We start from the raw sequence: 22122 nt of genomic DNA on the forward strand, positions 1-22122 counted from the left end.
GCTCCTTATCCCAACTGCGCCAGGGCCTGGCGGAAGGCGGCTGGCAGGTTGTCGCCGAAGCGCACACGCCCGTCGGCCTGGGTGAAGATACCCATGCGTGCCAGCCAGCTCTCGAACTCCGGCGCCGGTTTCAGGCCCAGGGTCTGGCGAGCGTAGAGGGCATCGTGGAACGAGGTGGTCTGGTAGTTGAGCATGATGTCGTCGGAGCCGGGGATGCCCATGATGAAGTTGATCCCGGCTACCCCCAGAAGGGTCAGGAGCATGTCCATGTCGTCCTGGTCGGCTTCGGCATGGTTGGTGTAGCAGATGTCGCAACCCATCGGGACGCCGAGCAGCTTGCCGCAGAAGTGGTCTTCGAGGCCGGCGCGGATGATCTGCTTGCCGTTGTAGAGGTATTCCGGGCCGATGAAACCGACCACGGTATTCACCAGGAACGGTTTGAAATGCCGGGCCACGGCGTAGGCGCGGGTTTCACAGGTCTGCTGGTCGACACCGTGGTGGGCGTTGGCCGATAGCGCGCTGCCCTGGCCGGTTTCGAAGTACATCAGGTTCTGTCCGAGGGTGCCGCGCTTGAGGCTCAGCCCGGCATCGTAGCCTTCCTGCAGCAGGTTCAGGTTGATACCGAAACTGGCATTGGCCGCTTCGGTGCCGGCAATCGACTGGAACACCAGGTCCAGCGGTACGCCGCGGTTGATCGCTTCGATCGAGGTGGTGACGTGGGTGAGTACGCAGGCCTGGGTCGGAATGTCGTAGCGCTGGATGATCGCGTCGAGCATGTCCAGCAGGGCGCAGATCGAGGCGATGCTGTCGGTGGCCGGGTTGATGCCGATCATGGCGTCGCCGTTGCCGTACAGCAGGCCATCGAGAATGCTCGCAGCAATGCCGGCCGGTTCGTCGGTGGGGTGGTTCGGTTGCAAGCGGGTCGAGAGGCGCCCGCGCAGGCCCATGGTGCCGCGGAAACGGGTGACCACACGGATCTTCTGCGCGACCAGCACCAGGTCCTGCACGCGCATGATCTTCGACACCGCAGCGGCCATTTCCGGGGTCAGTCCCGGCGCCAGGGCGCGCAGGCTGTGTTCGTCGGCCTGTTCGCCGAGCAGCCAGTCGCGCAGGCCGCCGACGGTCAGGTGGCTGACCGCGGCGAAGGCCTGTTTGTCGTGGCTGTCGATGATCAGCCGGGTCACTTCGTCGGCTTCGTAGGGGATCAGCGCTTCGCTGAGGAAGTGCGTGAGCGGGATATCCGCCAGGGCCATCTGCGCGGCGACCCGTTCGCCGTCGTTGCTGGCGGCGACACCGGCGAGGAAGTCGCCGGAGCGCGCCGGGCTGGCCTTGGCCATCACCTCTTTGAGGCTGTCGAATCGGTAGGTCTGCGTGCCTACTGCGTGTACGAAACTTGCCATAGAAATCTCCAGAGCGCCGCAGGGTTGGCCTGCGGCGCAGGGTGGCGGCGGTCAGTGCAAGGCTTCTTCGGCCTTCTGGATCGCGGCGAATTCCTCTTCCGGCGTCCCGGCCACCAGGTGATGGCGGCTATAGAACGCGAAGTAGGCGATCAACACGGCATAGATGATCGCCGCGCCAATCACCACCCGTGGGTCGACCAGGAAGCCGGCAACCACAGCGATACAGGCCAGCACCAGCGCCACGCCGGAGGTAAAGATGCCGCCTGGCGTGCGATACGGACGCTCCATTTTCGGGCGCTTGATCCGTAGGGTGATGTGCGCGGCCATCATCAATACATAAGACAGCGTAGCGCCGAACACCGCAACGAGGATCAGCAGGTCGCCCTGGCCGGTCAGCGACAGGGCGAAACCGATGATCCCGGGGATCACCAGCGCCAGCACCGGTGCCTTGCTCTGGTTGGTTTGCGAGAGTTTGCGCGGCAGGTAGCCGGCGCGCGACAAGGCGAAGATCTGCCGCGAGTAGGCGTAGATGATCGAGAAGAAGCTGGCGATCAGGCCGGCCAGGCCGACCAGATTGACGAAACCGCCCATCCAGGTGGAGCCGCCATAGGCTTTGGCCAGTGCCTCGACCAGCGGGTTGCCCGAGCTTTTCAGCGCTTCGGCGCCGGCAGCGCCGGGGCCGATCACCAGAATCAGCAGGGCGAAGCTGAGCAGCACCAGCATGGCGCCGATCAGGCCGCGTGGCAGGTCGCGCCGTGGGTTCTTGGTTTCTTCGGCCGCCAGCGGCACGCCTTCGACGGCGAGGAAGAACCAGATCGCGTAAGGAATCGCTGCCCACACACCCACATAACCGAACGGCAGGAAGCTGCTGGCGCCGGCGGCGTCGGTCTGGGCGATATCGAACAGGTTCTTGGCATCGAAGTGCGGCACCATCGCGACCAGGAACACGCCCAGGGCAATCGCGGCGATGGCGGTGATGATGAACATCAGCTTGAGTGCTTCACCCACGCCAAAAATGTGGATGCCGATAAAGATGATGTAGAAGGCCAGGTAGATGATCCAGCCGCCGATGCCGAACAACGACTGGCAGTAGGCGCCGATGAACACCGCGATGGCCGCGGGGGCGATGGCGTACTCGATCAGGATCGCGGTGCCGGTGAGAAAGCCGCCCCAGGGGCCGAATGCGCTGCGGGCAAAGCCGTAGCCACCCCCGGCGGTGGGGATCATCGAGGACAGTTCGGCCAGCGAGAAGCACATGCACAGGTACATGGTGGCCATCAGCAGGGTGGCGAGGAACATGCCGCCCCAGCCGCCCTGGGCCAGGCCGAAGTTCCAGCCGGCATAGTCGCCGGAAATCACGTAGGCCACGCCCAGGCCTACCAGCAATACCCAGCCGGCGGCGCCCTTTTTCAGTTCACGTTGTTGGAAGTAGTCGGAGCCGACCTTTTCGAAGTCGACAGAAGAACCAGCCGGCGCGTTGCCGGAGTGATCGCTTGGCATAGGATTCACCTGTTTTTCTTATGGTTGCCAGCGGGATGCCGGCTTGTGGTGATGGTCTTGCATGAAGCGCGCCAGCGCATCGCCGGCATGGCCGGCTCCCACACGGAATCGCCTGGGTGGGAGCCGGCCATGCCAGCGAACGGCTGACGGTTAGAAGAAGCCCAGCGGGTTGATGTCGTAGCTCACCAGCAGGTTTTTGGTCTGCTGGTAGTGGTCGAGCATCATCTTGTGGGTTTCACGGCCGACGCCGGACTTCTTGTAGCCACCGAACGCGGCATGCGCCGGGTACAGGTGGTAGCAGTTGGTCCACACGCGGCCGGCCTTGATTCCGCGGCCCATGCGATAGGCGCGGTTGATGTCGCGGGTCCACACCCCGGCACCGAGGCCGAACTCGGTGTCGTTGGCAATCGCCAGGGCCTCGGCCTCGTCCTTGAAGGTGGTGATGCTCACCACCGGGCCAAAGATCTCTTCCTGGAACACGCGCATCTGGTTGGTGCCTTTGAGCAGGGTCGGCTGGATGTAATAGCCGGTCGACAGGCTGCCCTCGAGTTTTTCCACCTTGCCGCCGGTAAGCAGTTCGGCGCCTTCCTGCTCGGCAATTTCCAGGTACGAGAGGATCTTGTCGAACTGCTGCTCGGAGGCCTGGGCGCCGACCATGGTGTCGGTGTCCAGCGGGTCGCCGCGCTTGATCTGCTTGATCTTCTTCATCACCGCTTCCATGAAGGACGGGTAGATCGACTCCTGCACCAGCGCTCGCGATGGGCAGGTGCACACCTCGCCCTGGTTGAAAAACGCCAGCACCAGGCCTTCGGCGGCCTTTTCGATGAACTGTGGTTCGGCCTGCATGATGTCTTCGAAGAAGATGTTCGGCGACTTGCCACCCAGCTCCACGGTAGACGGGATGATGTTTTCGGCGGCGCATTTCATGATGTGCGAGCCGACCGGGGTGGAGCCGGTGAAGGCGATCTTGGCGATACGCTTGCTGGTGGCCAGGGCTTCACCGGCTTCGCGGCCGTAACCTTGCACCACGTTGAGGACGCCTGGCGGCAGCAGGTCGCCGATCAGCTCCAGCAGTACGGTGATACCCAGCGGCGTCTGCTCGGCCGGCTTGAGCACCACGCAGTTACCGGCGGCCAGGGCTGGCGCGAGTTTCCAGGCGGCCATCAGGATCGGGAAGTTCCACGGGATGATCTGCCCGACCACGCCCAGCGGTTCATGCAGGTGGTAGGCCACGGTGTTGCCGTCGATCTCGGCAGCGCTGCCTTCCTGTGCGCGCAGGCAGCCGGCGAAGTAGCGGAAATGGTCGGCGGCCAGCGGGATGTCGGCGTTCAGGGTTTCGCGGATGGCCTTGCCGTTGTCCCAGGTCTCGGTGATGGCCAGGGTTTCCAGGTTCTGCTCGATGCGGTCGGCGATCTTCAGCAGGATCAGCGAGCGCGCCTGCACCGAGGTACTGCCCCAGGCATCGGCGGCGGCATGAGCAGCGTCCAGGGCCTTTTCGATGTCTTCGGCGGTGGAACGCGGGAATTCGGCGATCAGTTGGCCGTTGACCGGCGAGGTGTTTTCAAAATAGAGGCCGTTGACCGGCGCAACGAACTCGCCACCGATGTAGTTCCCGTAACGACGCTTGAAGCTGACTTTGGCGCCTTCGGTACCGGGATGTGCATAACGCATGGTGTGTCTCCTGGCTAGTTATTGTGCTTGTTGATGGAGGATATGAAGCGTAGAGCAAAGTGCGGGCCATTGCCGGCGAGCTTCGGCAAATCAAGGGTTTGCGCAGTTGCTGCGGGGGCTGGGGCAGGGTGCTGTGACGGCCTCGGTACAGCGCGAGTGACACTTTGTAGCGGCCACGGCACAGTCCGTGACCCAGCGGTCAAGCCGGCATTGCAATGCGCCGGCGGCTGGAGGATGCTGGCTTCTCTCATCTGCGCAGAACAATAAAATGCAGAGCACTCACCTCAGTCGGCATGCCCGACAAGTGTTGACCGTCACTCAGGGCAAAGCCCACCTGGAAGGGCCCGGCAGCGATCCGTCGATCGCCCGTTCCTGGCTGCGCTGCCTTGAGGACTACCACCTCGACCCGTCGCAGAGCATGGCGCCGACCGTGCTTGAACACGGCCGTGTGCTGGAAAGCCGCGAGCGCCTGCAGCAGGTGCTGCAGATTGCCGGCAACGAGATGAACAGCCTGCACCAGCAACTGTCCGGCGCCGGTCATGCGGTGCTGCTGACCGATGCCCGCGGGGTGATCCTCAACTGTGTCACTGCGCCCAGCGAACGGCGTATCTTCGAGCGCGCCGGGCTGTGGCTGGGTGCTGACTGGAGCGAGGCGCGCGAGGGCACCAACGGCATCGGCACCTGCCTGGTGGAGCGCCAGGCGCTGACCATCCACCAGGACGAACATTTCCGTGGCCGTCACACCGGCCTGACCTGCTCGGCCAGCCCGGTGTTCGACCCGCATGGCGAATTGCTGGCGGTACTCGACGTATCCTCGGCGCGGCCGGATGTTTCGCGCCAGAGCCAGTTCCACACCATGGCCCTGGTCAACCTCTCGGCGAAAATGATTGAGAGCTGCTATTTCCTGCGCTACTTCGACAACCAATGGTTGCTGCGCTTTCACTTGCAGGCCGAGTCGGTCGGGCTGTTCAGCGAGGGTTTGCTGGCCTTCGATGGCGATGGGCGGATCTGTGCGGTCAACCAGAGCGCGCTGAACCTGCTCGGCAGCGTTCGCGGCGGGTTGCTGGGCAAGCCGGTGGAGATGTTCTTCGACTGCTCGCTGGATGAGCTGCTCGGTCGCGCCACGGCCCTGGCCAGTACCAGCTGGCCGCTGCGCAGCCGCGACGGACGTTCGCTGTTCGCCAGCGTCCGTGGCCAGGCTCGCGCGCTGGCGCAGCCACTGCTGCCGGCAGCACCGCGGACGAAAGCGGCGCCGGCACAGCCGCGCATCTGCATCGTCGACCCGGCCTTGCAGAACGACTTCCGCCGCGCCGTGCGGGTGTTCGAGCGCGACGTGCCGTTGTTGCTCAACGGCGAAACCGGCTGTGGCAAGGAAGCGTTCGCCAAGGCCGTGCACCAGGCCAGCCAGCGTGCCAGCCAGGCGTTCGTGGCGCTGAACTGCGCATCCATCCCGGAAAGCCTGATCGAGAGCGAGCTGTTCGGCTATCGCGGCGGCAGTTTTACCGGCGCGCGCAAGGAAGGCATGCGCGGCAAGCTGCAACAGGCCGATGGCGGCACCTTGCTGCTGGACGAGATCGGCGACATGCCGCTGGCGCTGCAAACCCGCCTGCTGCGGGTGCTGGAAGAGCGCATGGTGGTACCGATCGGTGGCGAGCCGCAGGCGGTCGATGTGCGCATCATCAGTGCCACCCACCGCAACCTGCTCGGGCGGGTGGAAGACGGCAGCTTCCGCGAGGACCTGTATTACCGCCTCAATGGCCTGGAGATCGCCTTGCCGGCGCTGCGCGAACGAAGCGACAAACCCCAGCTACTGGATTTCATCCTGGCCGAGGAAGCCGCTGGCCAAACGCTGCAGTTGATGCCGCCAGCGCGCCAGGCGCTGCTCGATTTCGCCTGGCCGGGCAACGTGCGGCAATTGCGTAATGTACTGCGCACGCTGGTGGCGCTGTGCGAACACGGGCAGATCGGCTACGACGACCTGCCGGCCATCGTCCGGCAAACGGCGCTGCGGCCGGCAGCCCCGCCGACGCCTGTGGATAACCCACTGGACGACGCCGAACGCGTGGCGCTGCTGGCGACCCTGGAGCAGAAACGCTGGCACATGACCCAGGTGGCGGCGCACTTGGGGGTGAGTCGCAATACCCTGTATCGGAAACTGCGTAAACATGGTCTGGCGCGCGGCGCCTGAGCGAAACTCAGGATGCGATTTTTCGCCCCCTAAGCTACCCTGCCTCCACGTTTCGTGAGGTCGACCATGCACATTCATATTCTCGGTATCTGCGGTACTTTCATGGGCTCGCTGGCAGTGCTGGCCAAGGAACTTGGCCACCGCGTCACCGGCTCCGATGCCAACGTCTATCCGCCCATGAGTACCCAGCTGCAAGCTCAGGGTATCGAGCTGCACCAGGGCTACGACGCCGCCCAGCTGGAGCCGGCGCCGGATCTGGTGGTGATCGGCAATGCTCTGTCGCGCGGCAATCCGGCCGTCGAATATGTGCTGAACAAGGGCCTGCCGTATGTTTCCGGGCCGCAGTGGCTGGCCGACCATGTGCTGCAAGGCCGCTGGGTGCTGGCGGTGGCCGGTACCCATGGCAAGACCACCACCAGCAGCATGCTGGCCTGGGTGCTGGAACATGCCGGGATGAGCCCGGGCTTCCTGATCGGTGGCGTGCCGCAAAACTTCTCGGTGTCGGCGCGGCTGGGCACTACGCCGTTCTTCGTGGTCGAGGCCGATGAATACGACAGCGCGTTCTTCGACAAGCGCTCGAAATTCGTCCACTACCGCCCGCGCACCGCGATCCTCAACAACCTGGAATTCGATCACGCAGACATCTTCCCGGATCTGCCGGCCATCGAGCGGCAGTTCCACCACCTGGTGCGGACCATCCCGAGCGAAGGCCTGGTCATTCACCCGACCACCGAGCCGGCCTTGCAGCGGGTGATCCAGATGGGCTGCTGGACCCCGGTGCAAACCACCGGCGCGGGTGGCCAGTGGCAGGTCAAGCTGCTCAGTGAAGACGGTTCGCGCTTTGAAGTGAGCTTCGAAGGCGAACGCCAGGGCGTGGTCGACTGGGCGCTGACCGGTCAGCACAACGTCGCCAATGCCCTGGCCACCCTGGCGGCGGCGCGGCATGTGGGCGTGGTGCCAGCACTGGGCATTGCGGCGTTGAGTGCATTCAAGAGCGTCAAGCGGCGTATGGAGAAAGTTGCCGAAGTTCAGGGCGTGACCATCTACGACGATTTTGCGCATCACCCGACGGCCATTGCCACCACCCTTGATGGCTTGCGCAAGCGCATCGGCGACGCGCCGCTGATCGCGGTGATCGAGCCCCGTTCCAACTCGATGAAGCTCGGCGCGCACCGCGACGGTCTGCCGGCAAGCGTCCGCGATGCCGACCAGGTGATCTGGTACGCACCGCCGAACCTGGGCTGGGACCTGGCGGCAACGGCCGCCGAGTGCACGGTGCCGGCGATTGTCGCCGACAGCCTGGAGGCGATCATCGCGCGGGTGAAAAGCCAGGCCAAGCCAGGTACCCAGGTGGTGATCATGAGCAACGGCGGCTTTGGCGGCCTGCACGGCAAACTGGCCGAGGCGCTGAAATGACTGGCCCGGAACGCATCACCCTGGCGATGACCGGTGCTTCGGGCGCCCAGTATGGCTTGCGCCTGCTCGACTGCCTGGTGCGCGAGGAGCGCGAGGTGCACTTCCTGATTTCCAAGGCAGCGCAGTTGGTGATGTCGACCGAAACCGATGTGATCCTGCCGGCCAAGCCGCAAACTATGCAGGCGTTTCTCACCGAGTACACCGGCGCGGCCGCCGGGCAGATTCGGGTGTATGGCAAGGAAGACTGGATGTCGCCGGTGGCCTCGGGCTCCGGCGCGCCGGCGGCGATGGTGGTGGTGCCCTGTTCCACCGGAACCCTCTCGGCGATTGCCACGGGGGCTTGTAACAACCTGATCGAGCGGGCCGCGGACGTGACCTTGAAGGAGCGTCGACAACTGATTTTGGTGCCGCGTGAGGCACCGTTCTCGACCATTCACCTGGAGAACATGCTCAAGCTGTCGCAGATGGGCGCAGTGATCCTGCCGGCGGCGCCGGGGTTCTACCATCAGCCGCAGACCATCGATGACCTGGTCGATTTCGTGGTGGCGCGGATTCTCAACCTGCTGAACATTCCCCAGGACATGCTGCCACGCTGGGGTGAGCATCACCTGGGCGACGAGGCGTGAAAGGGCGGCTGGGTGCAGCCATGGCGCTGCTGGTGCTGCTCAATGGTTGCGCCACCGTGAGCACGCTGGATGCGGCCAAGCCGGGGGCGCCGGTGGTGTATGCCGGGACGCGGCTGGATTGGTATGCGTTACATGGCGGTTGTTGCCCCGAGGACCGTTTCGGCGCGAAGGCGCCGGCGTATCCGGGGTTGGACCTGCCGGGCAGTGCACTGCTCGATACGCTGTTGCTGCCGTTGTCGGTGCTGACGGTGCTGGGGGTGGGCTTTCAGGCTAGCGGTGGGTTGTAGCGCCTTCGGATCATTTACCCAATTTGCGCAACTCATCCGACTCGACGATGCGAATCCCATCCTGTTCTTCCAGCGCCAGGCGCCACAGCGCCCTGGCCAGCTGACACGCCTCGATCCCGCGATACTTGCCCGGAATCAGCTTGGACAGCGGCCCGGCAATCTGCTCGCCAAGGCGCGGTTCAACCCGCTCGCCAAGCAGCAGCGACGGCCGCGCAATGGTCAGCTGTGGCCAGTCCTGGGCCTTCAGCGCTTCCTCCATCTCGCCCTTGACGCGGTTGTAGAAAATCTTCGATTTCGAATCGGCGCCCAACGCACTCACCACCAGCAAATGCCGCGCGCCCATTTCCCGGGCACGCTTGCTGAACGCCACCACCATGTCCAGGTCGACCTTGCGGAACGCGGTCTCCGAACCGGCTTGCTTGATGGTAGTGCCCAGGCAGCAGAAGGCGATATCGACCTGCCCTGCCAATTGCGGCAGAAACACCGCCGGGTCACCCACCGGATTCTCCAGGTGTGGGTGCTCCGCCAACGGGCGGCGGGTAGGGGCTAGCACACGACTGATGGTCGGCTCGTTAAGCAGCCGATCCAGCAGGTGTTCACCCGTAAGTCCGGTAGCTCCGGCAAGCAGGATGTGCTGAGGCGTCAGATACATGATGTCTCTCCCTTGATACCGTCAGCTTAGTGGTTCCCAGCACTTTCTGCATGGACCGCATCGGTACTTTGAAGTGCCTTTCGTGCTTGCTGCTGGCGCAATTTATGCCAATGCGCCAGTACGGCTTTCGGCGCCCAGATCTGCGGTTCGGAAGCTTCGAAATCCTCCGCCTGCTCGCGCTCGGCAACGATCGCCTTGGCCTGCTCGAAGGCCTGCTGCAAGTCGTCGGTGCGGTTCAGCGCCTGGGCGAACAGGGCGTCGCCGAAGTAGGTGAAGTCGGCTTCCTCGCTGCAGCCGAACGACACCCGGTCGGCCCGCGCGGCGGTCATGATCAGGGTGCGTTCGTCCTTGAGCGGGGCAATGTAGCCACCGGAGTAACAGGCCGAGATGACAATCACCTTGTTGCGCTCCTTGAGCGGCGCCAGGGCGCTGGCCAGTTCGTCGGCCGGCAGGTCGGCCAGTTGCAGGCGTGGCAGGTCGAGCACCAGTTGGTGGTCTTCGCTGCCATGGCTGGTCAGGTAGATGAAGATCAGGTCTTCCGGGCCGCTGCGTTCGGCCAGGGTGCGGGCGGCGCGGGTGAGGTTCTCGCGGGTGGCCAGCGGGCGGTCGGCGAGGTGATCGCGATGGTTGACCAGGCTCAGGTTGGTCACTGCGCCAAAGCGCGTCTTGAGCATGTTGCCGACGTAATCGGCCTCGCGCATGAATACGCTCTGCTTGCCGTCGCCGGCCAGGGTCAGGCTGTACAGCTCGATCTCGGCGTTGGACGCGGGCACCTGGTCGAGTGCCTTGTCGAGCAGGCGGCCCTGATTGAGCAGGGCCAGTTCCAGCGGGTCAGGCAGCAGGTGGCCGTTGTCGTCGCGTACGCGCAGGCCGTTGACCCAGAAGCCGCTTTCGACTGGCCCATCGATCGGGGTCAGGCGCCCGGCGCCCTGGTACGTGTCATTCTCGAAACCGCCGACATACGTGCTGCCATCGGCCAGTTGCAGGCGGCCACTGCCGGCAAAGCGCCAGTCGCGGAAGTTGCCCTTGTAATGGCTGCCGTCGACGCCGAACAGTTCGCCCTTGCCGGTCAGCGAGCCGTCGCGGAACTGGCCGATCCAGACGTCGCCATCGGCGTTTTCGTAGCGGCCGCGGCCTTCCAGGCGGCTGTCCTTGAACTCGCCGATATACTGGTCGCCCTCGGCGCTGTTGAAGGTGCCATTGCCTTGCAACTGGCCGTTGACGAAATGCCCGCTGAACTGGTTGCCACTGGCGTCGCTGCGAATGCCTTCGCCGTTCGGTTTGCCCTTGGCGAACAGGCCCTGATACTGGCTACCATCGGCCAGGGTGAGGTGGCCGGCGCCGCTGTACTGGTCGTCCTTGAACTGGCCGCGGTACTGTTGGCCACGCTCCTTCAGGGTGCCTTCGCCGTCGCGGCGGCCGAGCTTGAAACCGCCGCTGTAACTGCTGCCGGCGCCGCTGCTGAGCACGCCCTGGCCATGGAACAGGCCCTGCTCGAACTGGCCCCGGTACACCTCGCCGTTGCTGCCGTGCCATTCGCCCTGGCCATGCCACTGGCCATTGCTGAAATTGCCGGCGTACCAGCTGCCGTTGGGGTAGTCGACCCGCCCTGGCCCCTGCAGCAGCCCGTTGACCACCTCGCCACGATAGCGGCCGCCATCGGGCAGGCGTGCGTCGGGCGGCGACAACGGTTCACCGTCGCCACAGGCGGCTAGCAGGAGGGTAAGGGCGAGGGGAACGAGTGGGCGCATGACGGGGTCCGGGCAAGTAAGGCCCCGAGTATGCCGCAGATTGTCTCGGGTGAAACAGCCAGGGTGGCTGTTTCACCTTGCGGGTAGCTCAGACGAAGCAGAGTGACAGCGGCTCGGCGATGTAAGCCGGTTTTTCCTCGCCTTCGATTTCCAGCGTGGCAGTGGCCTTGAGCAGCCATTGGCCGGGCTTCTTCTCGGTGACGTCGGTCAGCTCGACTTTGAGCCGAACCCTGGAGTCGACTTTCACCGGCTGGATAAATCGCACACTGTCCAGGCCATAGTTGACGACCATTTTCAGACCTTCAGGCAGGACCAGGATGCCTTCCATCAGCTTGGGGATCAGCGACAGGGTGAGAAAACCATGGGCAATCGTGCTGCCAAATGGCGTTTTTGCCGCCTTCACCGGGTCGACGTGAATGAACTGAAAGTCACCTGTCGCCTCGGCGAACAGGTTGATACGCTCTTGATCGATCTGAAGCCATTCGGAACGTCCCAGTTCCTTACCAACGTACTGCGCAAGCTCTACAACGGGTACATAGGGCATTCGAAACTCTCCTGAGTAACGCTTGGTTTTATGTGTGCGGCAGATGCGAAAACCTAAGATCAGCATGTCGACAGGATGTGGTCAAGTCGCCATGGTTTTAACGAATATCAGGGTATAGACCAGTCGTTAGCGTGCTTATAATGGCCGCCAGGTTTGAGGGAGATGTGCAATGTTGTTGCGTGGATTGACGTGGCTCGTGCTGTTCCAGCTGGTCGGAACGGCGATCAACCACCTGCTGGTGCCGATACTGCCGGGCCCGATCATCGGGCTGGTGTTGCTGCTGATCTTCCTGATGCTGCGCGGTGAGGTTGGCGCGCCACTCAACGAGGCGTCGAGCAGCCTGTTGCGTTACCTGCCGCTGCTGCTGGTGCCGCCGGCGGTCGGGGTGATGGTGTATGCCGCCGACATTGCCGCCGACTTCTGGGCCATCGCCGGGGCGCTGGTGCTGTCGGTGTTGATTGCCTTGGTGTTCTGCGGGGTGCTGATGCAAAAGTTGATTGCCCGCCAGAGCCAGCGCGAGGAGCAGCCATGAACCTCGACTGGCACGGCGCCATGAACGCCGTCATCCACCATCCGCTGTTCGGCATCGGCATCACCCTGGGCGCTTACCAGCTGGTGGTGGCCACTTACGAAAAGACCCGCTGGATCTTCCTGCAACCGGTACTGGTGTCGATGTTGGTGGTGATCGGCGTACTGCTGACGTGCGGTCTGTCCTACGCCGAATACCGCAAAAGCACCGAGATCATGAACATCCTCCTGGGCCCGGCCACCGTTGCCCTGGCGGTGCCGCTGTACTTGAACCTGCGGCGCATTCGTCAACTGTTCTGGCCGACCTTTACTACGCTGGTAATCGGGGGCCTGGTGGCCACTTGCATCTGTGTCTTGCTGGGCTGGTGGTTCGGCGCCGAGCACATGATCCTGATGACCATGGCGCCGAAGTCGGTCACCTCGCCGATTGCCATGCTGGTGGCCGAGCAGATTGGCGGAGTGGCGGCGCTGGCGGCGGTGTTCGTGCTGATCACCGGGGTGATCGGGGCGATTTTCGGCCCGGGCCTGTTGACCCGCTGCGGCGTGCACAGCCCGGAAGCGCGCGGCATGGCGCTGGGGATCACGGCCCATGCGGTGGGGACCTCGGTGGCCTTGCAGGAAAGTGAAGAGTGCGGGGCCTTCGCGGCCCTGGCGATGAGCCTGATGGGGGTTGCCACGGCGGTGTTCCTGCCGTTGGCGGTAAGCCTGGTTGCTTGAGGATTCTCGATGACGTTGCCCCTGTTTCCGCTCAATACGGTGCTGTTCCCTGGCTGCAACCTGGATTTGCAGATTTTCGAGGCGCGCTACCTGGACATGATCGGCCGCTGCCTGAAGCAGGGTGCCGGCTTCGGGGTGGTGTGCATCCTCGATGGCGAGCAGGTCGGCGCGGCGCCGCAGGCGTTCGCCATGGTCGGCTGCGAAGCGCTGGTCCGCGATTTCAAGCAGCAGGACAACGGCCTGCTGGGGATTCGCGTACAAGGGCTGCGACGCTTCCGTGTCGGCCCGTACGAAGTGCAGAAAGACCAGTTGCTGCTGGCCGACGTGTCCTGGCTAGCGGAGCAGGACGACGCGCCACTGGAAGACGACCATCACGACCTGCAGGCGCTGCTGCAGGCGCTGGGCGAACACCCGATGGTGGCGGCGCTGGACATGCCCAGCGCCGGTCTCGGCCAGCAGGCCCTGAGCAATCAGCTGGCCTACCTGCTGCCGTTCGACGAGCAGGACAAGCTTGAACTGCTGGCGATCGACTCGCCGCGCCTGCGCCTGGAGGCGATCCAGCATCTGCTCGACCGCCTGCAGGGCGAACTGTTTGCCTGACGGTTCAGTACTGGTAGCGCAGCAGGGCGTGCGGCAGCGCGTGCAGGGTGAAGAAGGCCAGCACACCGAAGCACGCCGGCAGGATCAGCCACCACACCCGTAGCGGCAAGGCGGTGAGCGGCTGGCGATCCTGGATCAGGGTCAGGCTGGTGGCACAGACACAGCAGGCGAGCATGGCGCCGGCCAGAATGTCGGTCGGCCAGTGCACCCCCAGGTACACCCGCGACAAGGCAATCGCCAGCGCTGGCAGGCAGCCCAGAAACACCCAGGTCAAGCGCATGCGCGCGGGTTGGCCACGCCCGGCGAGCACCGCCAGCACCAGAAAGAACGCGAACGACGCCGAGCTGTGCCCACTGGGCATGCTGTAGCTGGTGAGCGGGTCGGCGAGCACTTCCGGGCGGGCGCGGGCGAACAGCCATTTCAGGCTGCCGTTGGCCAGCGCGGTGCCGATCAGTGTGCTACCGGCGAACATCGCCGGGCGCCATTGACGGGCCAGCAGCAACAGGCCGGTGAGCACGCCGCCGAGGATGAACTGGGTGCGGAAGTCGCCCATGCGGGTGATCAATACCAGGGTGCCGTCGATGGCGCTGCTGCGGTTTTGCTGGATCAGGGTCATCAGGCCCTGGTCGAAGGCGTTCAGGTACGGCCAGCCGAGGAACAGCGCAACCAGCACCAACAGGCTCAGCATGGCCATCAGCCGGCTGCCCTGGTGCTGGCTGCGTAGGCTGGCGTTGACGCTCAGGCCGAGCAGCACGGCGAGGGTGCCGGCGATGATCCCGGCCTGTAGCCAGAAACCTTCGGGTAGTGGCAGGCGCATGGCCGCGCCAGTGGCCCAGCCGGGCAACAGGTAGGCCACCGACCAGCCGGCGCCGGCCAGCAGGCTGACGGCGACAAAGCGTGGCAGCGGCATGTCGAACATCCCGGCGACCATCGGCAGCATCGGCCGCAATGGGCCGATGAAGCGGCCGACCAGCAGGCTGGCGATGCCGTAGCGCTGGAAGTAGGCTTCGGCGCTGCCGACCCACTCGGGGTGCGTGCGCAGCAGCGGCAGGCGGCGGATGTTCTGATGGAAGCGTCGACCGAGGGTGTAGGAGATCGCGTCACCGAGCAGGCCACCGAGGTAGCCCAGCAGCAGGGTTTCGCCCAGCGACAGGGCGCCGCTGCCGGCCAGTACGGCGACGGCGAACAGCAGCACGGTGCCGGGCACGATGATGCCGGCGATGGCCAGGCACTCGATGCAGGCAACGATGAAGATCGCTGCGCCCAGCCATTGCGGATTGGTGGTCAGCCAGGCGGTCAGGCTGTCGAGCCAAGGGCCCATCGTGTCAGTTTCCTTGTGTCAGTAGAAAGTAGTCGAGCCCTTCGACTTGGCCACGACGCAGCGGGTTCCGCGTGCAAACGCGGGCGTAGTCGATGTCGACGAAGCGGTAGGGCAGATGTTCGTCGCGGCCGTGGGGAATGCCCAGTCGGGTCGTCTGAATAATGTGTTTCACGTTGATTCCGCAGTCTTCGACGAACAGCCGGTCGGGGTCGAAGCGTTGCGCGTCCCAGTGTGGCACTTTCAGGCCGAGGGCCTTGCACAGCAGGGTTTGTCCGGCGCACAGACGTTCGGTCGGGCGTGGCCGGCCGCTGGCGTCGGGGTTGTTCAGTTGCATCTGGGCCAGGCTGTTGGCGTCGGAGACGGCGTCGACCCAGGGGTAGGCGGATTTGATCAGCACGGCGTTGCCGGGGCCGTGGGCGCTGAAGTTCAGCGAGTCGCCGCCGCGTGCGTAGTACATGTAGATGTGCCCGCCGTCGAGGAACAGCGCCTTGCGCTTCTCGGTATAGCCGAGCGAGGCGTGGCTGCCTTTGTCGCTGCAGTAGTAGGCTTCGGTCTCGATGATCCGCGCCGACAACCAGAGGTCGCCGTGGCGATGGCGAATGATCTTGCCCAGCAGGGCTTTGGCCAGGGTCTGGGCGTCGCGGTCGAAGAAACTGTCGGGCAGGGCCTTGGACGGGCAGGGGGCGGTATCGGGCATGCGCAGGGTTCGCGTGGGAGTGCTGGGCGCGATGATAGCAACTTCTCGCTTAATCGCAGCTGAACAGGCGGGCGCTGCTCTGCTGTGACAGCGGGCCTTGCCAGCGATGGGCCAGTGGGTTCGCTATCGCCGGCAAGGCCGGCTCCCACAGGGAAATACATGGCTGTGGACAACTCATTTCGACCATCCGCCTGTCACCGCTGGGCGTATACCGGCGCGGCAGTTATAATCAGCCGATTTTCCCCCTTGCCAAGACACCGAACCCATGACTGAGTCCGTTCTTGCCTACATGACCCGCCTGGGTCGCGCTGCCCGCGAAGCTTCGCGCGTGATCGGCCGCGCCAGCACCGCGCAGAAGAACCGCGCGCTGAATGCCGCCGCCAACGCGCTGGACGCTGCCCGCGACGAACTGTCTGCGGCCAACGAAAAAGACCTGGCCAACGGCCGCGCCAACGGCCTGGAAGCGGCCATGCTCGAACGCCTGGCACTGACCCCGGCACGCATCGACGGCATGATCGTCGGCCTGCGCCAGGTGGCCAGTCTGCCCGACCCGGTCGGCGCTATCCGGGACATGAGCTACCGCCCGTCGGGCATTCAGGTTGGCAAGATGCGCGTGCCGCTGGGCGTGATCGGGATCATCTACGAGTCGCGCCCCAACGTGACCATCGACGCCGCCAGCCTGTGCCTGAAGTCGGGTAATGCGACCATCCTGCGCGGCGGCTCGGAAGCTATTCACTCCAACCGTGCCATCGCTGCCTGCATCCAGCGCGGTCTGGCCGAAGCCGGGCTGCCCGCTGCCGTCGTGCAAGTGGTGGAAACCACCGACCGCGAGGCCGTCGGCGCGCTGATCAGCATGCCCGAGTTCGTCGATGTGATCGTTCCGCGCGGTGGCAAGGGCCTGATCGAACGCATCAGTCGCGATGCCCGCGTACCGGTGATCAAACACCTGGACGGCATTTGCCACGTCTACGTCGGCGAACACGCCGAGCTGGACAAGGCCCGGCGCATCGCCTTCAACGCCAAGACCTACCGCTACGGCATCTGCGGCGCCATGGAAACCCTGCTGGTCGATCAAACGGTCGCCGCCGAGTTCCTTCCGGAAATGGCGCGCCAGTTCCGCGAAAAAGGCGTCGAGCTGCGCGGTTGCGAGCGTACCCGCCAGTTCATCGAGGCCGTTGCGGCCAGCGAAGACGACTGGCACACCGAATACCTCGCGGCGATCCTGTCGATCCGCGTGGTCGACGGTGTGGATCAAGCCATCGAACACATCAATCACTATGGCTCGCACCACACCGATTCCATCGTCACCGAACACCAGGGCCTGGCCCGGCGGTTCCTGGCCGAGGTCGATTCGGCCTCGGTCATGATCAACACCCCGACCTGCTTTGCCGACGGTTTCGAATATGGCCTGGGGGCGGAGATCGGTATTTCCACCGACAAGCTGCACGCCCGTGGCCCGGTCGGCCTGGAAGGCCTGACCTGCGAGAAGTACGTGGTGATCGGCGACGGTCAGTTGCGCGGTCAGGAGTCGATCTGAGTTGGCCGAGCACAGCCCGCTCGCCGTTGCCGTAACGCCGCCCGCCAGTCGGCGCGTTGGTGTGCTCGGCGGCACCTTCGATCCGGTCCATATCGGCCACCTGCGCAGCGCGCTGGAAGTGGCCGAAGTGTTGGCTCTGGACGAGCTGCGGCTGATGCCCAACGCGCGCCCGCCGCACCGCGACATGCCGCAGGTGTCGGCCCAGGACCGCCTGGCAATGGTCGAGCGTGCGGTGCAGGGCGTTGCCGTGCTGAGCGTCGATGCCCGCGAGCTGGCCCGCGATACACCGTCGTACACCATCGAAACGCTGGAACTGATGCGCGCCGAAATGGCCGCGGACGAGCAGCTGTTTCTGCTGTTGGGCTGGGACGCTTTCTGCGGCCTGCCTGGCTGGCACCGTTGGGAAGAGTTGTTGCAACACTGTCACATCCTGGTGCTGCAACGCCCGGATGCCGACGTCGAACCGCCGGATGCCCTGCGCAACCTGCTGGCCGCACGTTCGGTCAGTGATCCGCAGGCCCTCGTCGGCCCCGCGGGGCACATTGCATTCGTCTGGCAAACACCCCTGGCGGTGTCGGCCACGCAGATCCGCCAGTTGCTTGCCGATGGCAAGTCGGTGCGGTTTCTGGTGCCAGACGCAGTACTGGCCTATATCGAGGCGCACGGCCTGTACCGAGCGTCGAACTGAGCGCGCAGACGCGCCTCATACCTACGAGTTGAAGAGTTTTATATGAGCAAGCAAGTAATGAAGGGTGAAGAGCTGGTCAAGGTAGCAGTTGCTGCCCTGGAAGACGTCAAGGCCCAGGACGTTCTGGTCATCGACGTGCGCGACAAGCAGAGCATCACCGACTACATGATCATCGCCACCGGTACCTCCAACCGCCAGATCGGCGCGATGCTGGACAAGGTTCGCGAGATGGTCAAAGCCCAGGGCGTGCGCCCGCTGGGTGAAGAAGGCAAGGGCGACAGCGACTGGGTGCTGCTGGACCTGGACGACGTCATCGTGCATATGATGACCGCCGCTGCCCGTCAGTTCTACGACCTGGAGCGCCTGTGGAAAGGTGCCGAGCAGAGCCGTGCCGCCGATGGCAAGCACCACAGCCCGGAAAACACCCACGAGTTCTTCACCAAGCTCAACAAAGACCAGGAATAAGGAAGCGTCGTGCGTCTGCGTCTGATCGCGGTCGGCTCGCGCATGCCCAAATGGGTCGAGGAAGGCTGGCATGAATATGCCAAGCGCCTGCCGGCGGAGCTGTCCCTGGAACTGGTGGAAATTCCGCTGAACACCCGGGGCAAGAACGCCGATGTCGCCCGTCTGATTCGTCAGGAGGGCGAGGCCATGCTCGCCAAGGTCCAGCCGGGTGAACGGATCGTCACCCTAGAGGTCCATGGCAAGCCCTGGAGCACCGAACAACTGGCGGTCGAACTGGACCGCTGGCGGCTCGATTCGCGTACCGTGAACTTCATGGTCGGTGGTCCGGAAGGGCTGGCGCCGGAAGTCTGCGCGCGTGCCGAGCAGCGCTGGTCGCTGTCGCCACTGACCCTGCCGCACCCATTGGTAAGGATACTGATCGGCGAACAGCTGTACCGCGCCTGGACCGTGCTGTCCGGGCATCCCTACCACAAATAGCGTTAAGCCCTTTCAATGTCGCAACCGATTCGCCTAAAGGACCACGAGAAAGACGCCCGCCTGGTGCGTAACCGCGTCGTGGTCGGTGCGGTCGCGATCGTCGTACTGATCTGCGTGCTGATCGCGCGGCTGTATTACCTGCAAGTGATCCAGTACGAGTATCACTCCACGCTGTCGGAGAACAATCGGGTGCATGTGCAGCCGATTCCGCCGACCCGCGGGCTGATTTTCGACCGTAACGGGGTGATCGTCGCCGACAACCGGCCAAGCTTCAGCCTGACCATGACCCGCGAACGCTCGGGCGATTGGCAGCAGGTGCTCGACGTGATTGTCGAGGTGCTGCAACTGACCCCGGACGATCGCACGCTCTTCGAGAAGCGCATGAAACAGGGGCGCCGGCCATTCGAGCCGGTGCCGATCCTGTTCGAGCTGACCGAAGAGCAGATCGCCCGGGTGGCGGTTAACCAGTTCCGCCTGCCCGGCGTCGAAGTGGTGGCCCAACTGGTCCGGCATTACCCGCAGGGCGCGCATTTTGCGCACTCGGTGGGTTACGTCGGGCGAATCAACGAGAAAGAGCTGAAAACCCTCGATCCGGTCGACTACAGCGGCACCCACCACATCGGTAAAACCGGTATCGAGCGCTTCTACGAGCCCGAGCTGCACGGTCGGGTGGGCTACGAGGAAGTCGAAACCAACGCCCGTGGCCGGGTGCTGCGGGTGCTCAAACGCACCGACCCGATTCCCGGCAAGGACATCGTCCTGAGCCTGGATATCAAGTTGCAGGAGGCTGCCGAGCAGGCGCTGGGCGGCCGGCGTGGGGCGATCGTGGCGCTCGATCCGAATACTGGCGAAGTGCTGGCGATGGTCAGTCAGCCGAGTTTCGACCCCAACCTGTTTGTCACCGGCATCAGCTTCAAGGCCTATGCCGAGCTGCGCGATTCGATCGACCGGCCGCTGTTCAACCGCGTCCTGCGCGGGCTGTACCCGCCCGGCTCGACGATCAAACCGGCAGTGGCGATTGCCGGCCTCGACAGCGGGGTGGTCACGGCCTCGTCGCGGGTGTTCGACCCGGGCTATTACATGCTGCCCAACTACGACCACAAGTACCGTAACTGGAACCGCACGGGGGACGGTTGGGTCGACCTCGACCTGGCCATCATGCGTTCCAACGACACCTATTTTTACGACCTGGCCCACAAGATGGGCATCGACCGGCTTTCGGCCTTCATGAACAAGTTCGGCCTTGGGCAAAAGGTCTCGCTGGACATGTTCGAGGAATCGCCGGGGCTGATGCCGACCCGTGAGTGGAAGCGCGCCACCCGCCGGCAGGCCTGGTTCCCGGGGGAAACCCTGATCCTCGGTATCGGCCAGGGCTACATGCAGACCACGCCGCTGCAGATGGTTCAGGCCACCGCGCTGATCGCCAGCAAGGGCAAGTGGAACCGTCCGCACCTGGCCAAGACCATCGAGGGGCAGCCGCCGGTGGATGAGAACCCGATGGAAGATATCGTTCTGCGTGACAAGGCCGACTGGGCGCGGGTGACCCACGGCATGGAGCAGGTGATGCACAATGCCCGCGGCACTGCGCGCGCCGCCGCCGCCGGGGCGCAGTATCGCATCGCCGGCAAGAGCGGTACCGCGCAGGTGGTGGCGATCAAGCAGGGTGAAAAGTATGACCGTAACAAGGTCCAGGAGCGCCACCGTGACCACGCTCTGTTCGTTGGTTTCGCGCCGGCCGAAGCGCCGCAGATCGTGGTGGCGGTGATGATCGAGAACGGTGAGGCCGGCGGCCGTGTCGCGGCCCCGGTGATGCGCCAGGTGATGGACGCCTGGTTGCTCGATGAAAACGGCCGCCTTAAAACCCCGAACACCCCTGCGGTTGCTCAGGAGCCAACGCCGTGATGAGTAATTTCGATCGCATGCTCTCCAGCGAGGACGTGATGCGCCGGCGTGCGAGCTTTTTGCAGCGCATCCACATCGACGGCCCCTTGCTGATCCTGCTGCTGACCCTCGCCGCCGGCAGCCTGTTCGTGCTCTATTCGGCCAGCGGCAAGAACTGGGACCTGCTGCTCAAGCAAGCCTCGTCGTTCGGCATCGGCTTGGTGTCGATGTTCGTCATTGCCCAGCTCGAACCGCGCTTCATGGCGCGTTGGGTGCCACTGGCGTATGTGTTCGGGGTGATCCTGCTGGTGGTGGTGGACATCATGGGCCACAACGCCATGGGCGCCACCCGCTGGATCAACATCCCCGGGGTGATCCGCTTCCAGCCGTCGGAATTCATGAAGATCATCATGCCGGCAACCATCGCCTGGTACCTGGCCAAGCGCACCCTGCCGCCGCACCTCAAGCACGTGATGATCAGCCTGATCCTGATCGGTGTGCCGTTCATCCTCATCGTGCGTCAGCCCGACCTGGGCACCGCCCTGCTGATTCTCGCCTCCGGTGCCTTCGTGCTGTTCATGGGTGGGCTGCGCTGGCGCTGGATCATCAGCGTACTGGCGGCGGCGGTACCGGTGGCCATCGCAATGTGGTTCTTCGTGATGCACGACTACCAGAAACAGCGTGTGCTGACCTTCCTCGATCCGGAAAGCGATCCGCTGGGCACCGGCTGGAACATCATCCAGTCGAAAGCCGCCATCGGTTCCGGCGGGGTGTTTGGCAAGGGCTGGCTGCTCGGCACCCAGTCGCACCTGGACTTCCTCCCGGAAAGCCACACCGACTTCATCATCGCCGTGCTCGGCGAGGAATTCGGCCTGGTCGGTATCTGTGCGCTACTGCTGATCTATCTGCTGCTGATCGGCCGCGGCCTGGTGATTACGGCCCAGGCCCAGACGCTGTACGGCAAATTGCTGGCCGGCAGCCTGACGATGACCTTCTTCGTCTACGTATTCGTCAACATCGGCATGGTCAGCGGGCTGCTGCCGGTGGTGGGCGTGCCATTGCCCTTCATTAGTTATGGCGGAACTTCGCTGGTGACGCTGCTGTCAGCGTTTGGGGTTTTGATGTCGATCCACACACACCGCAAATGGATCGCTCAGGTTTGAATAAGGTGAACAA

The 22122-nt window shown here is 64.2% G+C and carries 21 protein-coding genes; 13 read left to right on the forward strand and 8 right to left on the reverse strand.

Annotated elements, in window-relative coordinates:
• Positions 1 to 5: 5 nt before the first annotated feature.
• The 3 genes from DCO48_RS06600 to DCO48_RS06610 all read right to left on the reverse strand — a co-directional run bounded on the left by DCO48_RS06600 (position 6) and on the right by DCO48_RS06610 (position 4571).
• Entirely contained in the window at positions 6 to 1400 is a 1395-nt protein-coding gene (locus DCO48_RS06600; protein ID WP_116549795.1) for an ethanolamine ammonia-lyase subunit EutB, read from the reverse strand.
• Between the two features lie 51 nt (positions 1401 to 1451).
• Positions 1452 to 2900, reverse strand: coding sequence for an ethanolamine permease (gene eat, locus DCO48_RS06605; protein WP_116549796.1), 1449 nt, complete (start codon positions 2898 to 2900; stop codon positions 1452 to 1454).
• Between the two features lie 150 nt (positions 2901 to 3050).
• A complete protein-coding gene (locus tag DCO48_RS06610) occupies positions 3051 to 4571 on the reverse strand; it encodes an aldehyde dehydrogenase family protein (RefSeq protein ID WP_116549797.1) in 1521 nt (506 codons plus the stop codon).
• A 268-nt stretch (positions 4572 to 4839) separates the two neighbouring features.
• Between DCO48_RS06610 and DCO48_RS06615 the strand changes: the two genes are divergently transcribed.
• The 4 genes from DCO48_RS06615 to DCO48_RS06630 all read left to right on the forward strand — a co-directional run bounded on the left by DCO48_RS06615 (position 4840) and on the right by DCO48_RS06630 (position 9088).
• Positions 4840 to 6759, forward strand: a complete 1920-nt coding sequence (locus DCO48_RS06615; RefSeq protein ID WP_116549798.1) for a sigma-54-dependent Fis family transcriptional regulator — start codon at positions 4840 to 4842, stop codon at positions 6757 to 6759.
• Between the two features lie 66 nt (positions 6760 to 6825).
• Complete coding sequence (gene mpl, locus DCO48_RS06620) at positions 6826 to 8175, forward strand: UDP-N-acetylmuramate:L-alanyl-gamma-D-glutamyl-meso-diaminopimelate ligase (protein ID WP_116549799.1); 1350 nt, start codon at positions 6826 to 6828, stop codon at positions 8173 to 8175.
• Complete coding sequence (gene ubiX / locus DCO48_RS06625; protein WP_116549800.1) at positions 8172 to 8801, forward strand: flavin prenyltransferase UbiX; 630 nt, start codon at positions 8172 to 8174, stop codon at positions 8799 to 8801. Before mpl ends, ubiX begins: the two co-directional genes overlap by 4 nt.
• Before the next feature lie 20 nt (positions 8802 to 8821).
• Complete coding sequence (locus DCO48_RS06630) at positions 8822 to 9088, forward strand: YceK/YidQ family lipoprotein (protein WP_116549801.1); 267 nt, start codon at positions 8822 to 8824, stop codon at positions 9086 to 9088.
• Between the two features lie 10 nt (positions 9089 to 9098).
• Here the strand turns inward: DCO48_RS06630 and DCO48_RS06635 are convergent, their stop codons facing one another.
• The 3 genes from DCO48_RS06635 to DCO48_RS06645 form a co-directional block, all read right to left on the reverse strand.
• Positions 9099 to 9740, reverse strand: a complete 642-nt coding sequence (locus DCO48_RS06635) for an oxidoreductase (RefSeq protein ID WP_116549802.1) — start codon at positions 9738 to 9740, stop codon at positions 9099 to 9101.
• A gap of 26 nt (positions 9741 to 9766) precedes the next feature.
• Complete coding sequence (locus tag DCO48_RS06640; protein ID WP_116549803.1) at positions 9767 to 11491, reverse strand: C13 family peptidase; 1725 nt, start codon at positions 11489 to 11491, stop codon at positions 9767 to 9769.
• An 88-nt stretch (positions 11492 to 11579) separates the two neighbouring features.
• Positions 11580 to 12035 (reverse strand): MaoC family dehydratase, encoded by a 456-nt coding sequence (locus tag DCO48_RS06645; RefSeq protein ID WP_116549804.1) that lies wholly within the window; start codon positions 12033 to 12035, stop codon positions 11580 to 11582.
• Between the two features lie 169 nt (positions 12036 to 12204).
• Here DCO48_RS06645 and DCO48_RS06650 point away from each other — a divergent pair, with 169 nt between their 5' ends.
• The 3 genes from DCO48_RS06650 to DCO48_RS06660 are packed head-to-tail and all read left to right on the forward strand — an operon-like array spanning position 12205 to position 13880.
• A complete protein-coding gene (locus DCO48_RS06650; protein WP_116549805.1) occupies positions 12205 to 12567 on the forward strand; it encodes a CidA/LrgA family protein in 363 nt (120 codons plus the stop codon).
• Complete coding sequence (locus DCO48_RS06655; protein ID WP_116549806.1) at positions 12564 to 13280, forward strand: LrgB family protein; 717 nt, start codon at positions 12564 to 12566, stop codon at positions 13278 to 13280. Before DCO48_RS06650 ends, DCO48_RS06655 begins: the two co-directional genes overlap by 4 nt.
• Positions 13281 to 13289: 9 nt before the next feature.
• Complete coding sequence (locus tag DCO48_RS06660) at positions 13290 to 13880, forward strand: LON peptidase substrate-binding domain-containing protein (RefSeq protein ID WP_116549807.1); 591 nt, start codon at positions 13290 to 13292, stop codon at positions 13878 to 13880.
• A 4-nt stretch (positions 13881 to 13884) separates the two neighbouring features.
• Here DCO48_RS06660 and DCO48_RS06665 read toward each other — a convergent pair whose 3' ends face one another.
• Positions 13885 to 15201 carry a bifunctional DedA family/phosphatase PAP2 family protein gene (locus tag DCO48_RS06665; RefSeq protein WP_116549808.1) on the reverse strand — a complete coding sequence of 439 codons (1317 nt, stop codon included), beginning with the start codon at positions 15199 to 15201 and terminating at the stop codon, positions 13885 to 13887.
• A 4-nt stretch (positions 15202 to 15205) separates the two neighbouring features.
• Positions 15206 to 15898, reverse strand: a complete 693-nt coding sequence (locus tag DCO48_RS06670; protein ID WP_116549809.1) for a DNA-3-methyladenine glycosylase — start codon at positions 15896 to 15898, stop codon at positions 15206 to 15208.
• A gap of 265 nt (positions 15899 to 16163) precedes the next feature.
• Between DCO48_RS06670 and DCO48_RS06675 the strand changes: the two genes are divergently transcribed.
• The 6 genes from DCO48_RS06675 to rodA are packed head-to-tail and all read left to right on the forward strand — an operon-like array spanning position 16164 to position 22109.
• The gene (locus tag DCO48_RS06675) at positions 16164 to 17435 is read left to right on the forward strand and encodes a glutamate-5-semialdehyde dehydrogenase (protein ID WP_116549810.1); all 1272 of its coding nucleotides are present in this window, start codon (positions 16164 to 16166) and stop codon (positions 17433 to 17435) included.
• 1 nt (position 17436) lies between these two features.
• A complete protein-coding gene (nadD, locus tag DCO48_RS06680; protein WP_116549811.1) occupies positions 17437 to 18123 on the forward strand; it encodes a nicotinate-nucleotide adenylyltransferase in 687 nt (228 codons plus the stop codon).
• Positions 18124 to 18165: 42 nt separating this feature from the next.
• Entirely contained in the window at positions 18166 to 18588 is a 423-nt protein-coding gene (gene rsfS / locus DCO48_RS06685; protein ID WP_116549812.1) for a ribosome silencing factor, read from the forward strand.
• 9 nt (positions 18589 to 18597) lie between these two features.
• Positions 18598 to 19065 (forward strand): 23S rRNA (pseudouridine(1915)-N(3))-methyltransferase RlmH, encoded by a 468-nt coding sequence (gene rlmH / locus DCO48_RS06690; protein ID WP_116549813.1) that lies wholly within the window; start codon positions 18598 to 18600, stop codon positions 19063 to 19065.
• A 15-nt stretch (positions 19066 to 19080) separates the two neighbouring features.
• Positions 19081 to 20967 carry a penicillin-binding protein 2 gene (gene mrdA, locus DCO48_RS06695; protein WP_116549814.1) on the forward strand — a complete coding sequence of 629 codons (1887 nt, stop codon included), beginning with the start codon at positions 19081 to 19083 and terminating at the stop codon, positions 20965 to 20967.
• 38 nt (positions 20968 to 21005) lie between these two features.
• Positions 21006 to 22109: a rod shape-determining protein RodA gene (gene rodA, locus DCO48_RS06700; RefSeq protein WP_165840740.1), complete on the forward strand. Its 1104-nt coding sequence runs from the start codon at positions 21006 to 21008 to the stop codon at positions 22107 to 22109.
• Positions 22110 to 22122 lie beyond the last annotated feature (13 nt).

Source organism: Pseudomonas sp. SDI, assembly GCF_003105155.1.
Classification (GTDB): Bacteria; Pseudomonadota; Gammaproteobacteria; order Pseudomonadales; family Pseudomonadaceae; genus Aquipseudomonas.

Excerpts from the sequence above, each read along its gene's own strand:
- mrdA (WP_116549814.1), top strand. The coding sequence starts at position 19,081 with ATGTCGCAACCGATTCGCCTAAAGGACCACGAGAAAGACGCCCGCCTG.
- DCO48_RS06635 (WP_116549802.1), bottom strand. The coding sequence starts at position 9,740 with ATGTATCTGACGCCTCAGCACATCCTGCTTGCCGGAGCTACCGGACTT.
- DCO48_RS06610 (WP_116549797.1), bottom strand. The coding sequence starts at position 4,571 with ATGCGTTATGCACATCCCGGTACCGAAGGCGCCAAAGTCAGCTTCAAG.
- DCO48_RS06655 (WP_116549806.1), top strand. The coding sequence starts at position 12,564 with ATGAACCTCGACTGGCACGGCGCCATGAACGCCGTCATCCACCATCCG.
- DCO48_RS06615 (WP_116549798.1), top strand. The coding sequence starts at position 4,840 with ATGCAGAGCACTCACCTCAGTCGGCATGCCCGACAAGTGTTGACCGTC.
- DCO48_RS06665 (WP_116549808.1), bottom strand. The coding sequence starts at position 15,201 with ATGGGCCCTTGGCTCGACAGCCTGACCGCCTGGCTGACCACCAATCCG.
- DCO48_RS06600 (WP_116549795.1), bottom strand. The coding sequence starts at position 1,400 with ATGGCAAGTTTCGTACACGCAGTAGGCACGCAGACCTACCGATTCGAC.
- DCO48_RS06645 (WP_116549804.1), bottom strand. The coding sequence starts at position 12,035 with ATGCCCTATGTACCCGTTGTAGAGCTTGCGCAGTACGTTGGTAAGGAA.
- DCO48_RS06660 (WP_116549807.1), top strand. The coding sequence starts at position 13,290 with ATGACGTTGCCCCTGTTTCCGCTCAATACGGTGCTGTTCCCTGGCTGC.
- DCO48_RS06650 (WP_116549805.1), top strand. The coding sequence starts at position 12,205 with ATGTTGTTGCGTGGATTGACGTGGCTCGTGCTGTTCCAGCTGGTCGGA.
- ubiX (WP_116549800.1), top strand. The coding sequence starts at position 8,172 with ATGACTGGCCCGGAACGCATCACCCTGGCGATGACCGGTGCTTCGGGC.
- rodA (WP_165840740.1), top strand. The coding sequence starts at position 21,006 with ATGCGCCGGCGTGCGAGCTTTTTGCAGCGCATCCACATCGACGGCCCC.
- mpl (WP_116549799.1), top strand. The coding sequence starts at position 6,826 with ATGCACATTCATATTCTCGGTATCTGCGGTACTTTCATGGGCTCGCTG.
- eat (WP_116549796.1), bottom strand. The coding sequence starts at position 2,900 with ATGCCAAGCGATCACTCCGGCAACGCGCCGGCTGGTTCTTCTGTCGAC.
- DCO48_RS06640 (WP_116549803.1), bottom strand. The coding sequence starts at position 11,491 with ATGCGCCCACTCGTTCCCCTCGCCCTTACCCTCCTGCTAGCCGCCTGT.
- DCO48_RS06670 (WP_116549809.1), bottom strand. The coding sequence starts at position 15,898 with ATGCCCGATACCGCCCCCTGCCCGTCCAAGGCCCTGCCCGACAGTTTC.
- DCO48_RS06675 (WP_116549810.1), top strand. The coding sequence starts at position 16,164 with ATGACTGAGTCCGTTCTTGCCTACATGACCCGCCTGGGTCGCGCTGCC.
- rsfS (WP_116549812.1), top strand. The coding sequence starts at position 18,166 with ATGAGCAAGCAAGTAATGAAGGGTGAAGAGCTGGTCAAGGTAGCAGTT.
- DCO48_RS06630 (WP_116549801.1), top strand. The coding sequence starts at position 8,822 with ATGGCGCTGCTGGTGCTGCTCAATGGTTGCGCCACCGTGAGCACGCTG.